A 2,340-nucleotide genomic window follows, 5' to 3' on the forward strand; every position below is an offset into this window, starting at 1 on the left:
GGGCATGGTCTGCACCGCCACCTTCCGCTCCGTCAACAGCTGGGGCGGCGGCTACCAGGGCGAGGTCACCGTCACCAACACCGGCACGCTCCCGCTCAACGGCTGGATGGCCCACATCAGCCTTCCCAGCGGCCAGAGCATCGGCAGCCTCTGGAACGGCACCTACACCCAGTCGGGGTCCGACATCACCGTCACCAACGCCGGCTGGAACGGCGCGCTGGGCGTCGGCCAGTCCACCACGTTCGGGTTCACGGTGAACACGACCGGCGCGGCGACCGGCCTCGACCCGCACTGCATGACCACCTGATCCGCCGGCCGCTGTTCAACCGGCGCCGCTGAAGGGGAACCGCTCCCGGACAGGGTTCCCGAAGGCGGAGGCTCCCGAAGACAACGGAATGTGGCCCGCGGCGTCCGACAGGGGACGCCGCGGGCCGCTCCCTTTCCCGGCCGGGCCGCCGGGCGGAACGGCGGGAGGCGAACCGGCCTCTGGACAGCGGCCGCCGCCGGCAGCAGCCCGGACAGGGAGAGGCGCGGACAGGGAGAGGCCCCGCGACCGGAGCGGATCGCGGGGCCCCTTTTTCCCTGGGGTGGCCGTTACCCGTTACTGCACGGGCGGGTTGGCGTTGGCCAGCAGCTCGCGGAACTGCGCGGAGAACCAGTGCCCGGAGATCGGCGCGTCCGGCAGGGCGCCGCTCGGGTTGCCGCCGTTGCGCGGGTTGCCGCCGTAGGCGGGGTCGCACATCTCGTCGAAGCCCTTGCCCTCGTCGTTCGGGATCTCCTGGCTGGCCCCGTCCGACTCGCCGGGGGGCTTGATCCACACGTAGGCGTCGATGCCCGGCTCGGGGCTCGCGGTCGGCCGCTCGCCGAGGCCCGCACCGGCCTGGTTGCACCAGTTGCCGAGGTGGAGGCGCCGGTCGGTCCGGCTACCGTCGACGTAGGCGTCCACGTCCGTCGTCGGGCCGGGGCCCGCCGGGCGGTCGGGGCCGCCCCAGCCGTTGCGGCTGGTGTCGATGAGCATGCCGATGTCCTGGCCGAACCCGTTGCCGATGAGCTCCTGCCGGTACGCCTGCGCGTAGGACAGCTCGTCCACGTAGCGGTTCCAGTCGACCCACGACGACTGCCGGACGGACGTGCCGTTGACCGAGTCGCCGATGCTGAAGTAGGGCTCCTCCAGCGCCCCGTAGTTGGCGGTGTTGGTGATGAACCCGGCGACGTTGCCCAGCGAGCCGGACTGCTGGGCGACCTCGGTGAGCAGGTCGGCGGAGGAGGAGAAGTTGTCGTCCCAGCCGAGCCAGCCGTGGTGGCCGATGTCGATGTAGTTGTAGACGTTCGGGATGGCGCCGAGCTTCTGCAGCGCGTAGGCGATGCCGTTCTGGTAGTTGCCGTTCTCCAGCATCTCGTTGCAGTTCTCGGTCGCGACGTCCCCGGTGCCCACGTTGGTGATCAGGTTGGGCAGCGAGTCGATCTCCACGACCGTGACGATCCGCAGGTCCGCGTACGCGTCGTCGCCGAGGATCTCCGCGATCGGGTCGATGAACTCCGCCTTGTACCTGTCGATCTCGTCCGGGCCGAGCTCGCCGTTGGACGCGAGCGCGGCGCAGTCGCGCCCGGGCAGGTTGTAGACCACGACCTGGATCGTGTCGGCGCCCTGGTCGAGCGCCTCGTCCAGGTGGTCGCGCAGGCCCATCCGGCCGTTGGCGCCTCCGATCGCCGCGATGCGGTCCATCCAGACGCCGGTCGGCTCGTCGGCGACGGCGGAGCCGCCCGGTTCGGAGGCGGCGTTGGCCGACCACTCGGGGTTCACGTACACGTCCGCGCCGGCGTACGGGTTGTCGACGCGGTCACCGGGCGGGTCGGTGGGCGGATCCGTCGGCGGGTCGGTCGGGCCCGTCGACCCGTCGCACACGGTCCCGTTCAGCGTGAACCGCGCGGGAGCCGCGTTGGTGCCGGAGTAGGTGGCCTGGAACCCGGGGGTGACGGACGCGCCGGTGCCGAGCGTGCTGCTCCAGCTCGGGTTCGTCACGGTGACGTGGGCACCCGACTGCGCGAACGTACCGTTCCAGCCGGACGTCACCCGCTGGTTACCGGGGAAGTCCCACTCCAGCGTCCAGCCGCCGGTGATCGGGTCGCCGAGGTTGGTGACCGCGACGTTGGCGGTGAAGCCGCCGCCCCAGTCGTTGGTGGTGTAGTCGACTCTGCACCCGGCGGCCGCGCTGGCGCTGGCCTGGGTCAGCGCGACCGTGCCTGAGGCGAGCAGGAGCGCGGCCGATGCGGCCGCCAGGCCACGGCGGGAGCCGTGTCTCCTGCGCGCTGCGGGGGTTTTCATCCAGGTTCCTCCTC

The 2,340-nt window shown here is 71.5% G+C and carries 2 protein-coding genes; one reads left to right on the top strand and one right to left on the bottom strand.

Annotated features, from left to right (window positions below; all coding sequences use genetic code 11):
* On the top strand, positions 1-307 hold a 307-nt coding region (locus E1200_RS32655), incomplete at its 5' end, for a cellulose binding domain-containing protein (protein ID WP_207933660.1).
* A 294-nt stretch (positions 308-601) separates the two neighbouring features.
* On the opposite strand, the gene E1200_RS32660 is transcribed toward E1200_RS32655, so the two are convergent.
* A complete protein-coding gene (locus tag E1200_RS32660) occupies positions 602-2,326 on the bottom strand; it encodes a glycoside hydrolase family 6 protein (RefSeq protein WP_131956448.1) in 1,725 nt (574 codons plus the stop codon).
* Positions 2,327-2,340: the final 14 nt, after the last annotated feature.

This window comes from Actinomadura sp. GC306, assembly GCF_004348665.1.
Lineage (GTDB): Bacteria > Actinomycetota > Actinomycetes > Streptosporangiales > Streptosporangiaceae > Spirillospora.

What these genes read in the sequence shown, in the direction of transcription:
- E1200_RS32660 (WP_131956448.1), bottom strand. Translation starts at nt 2,326, where the DNA reads ATGAAAACCCCCGCAGCGCGCAGGAGACACGGCTCCCGCCGTGGCCTG.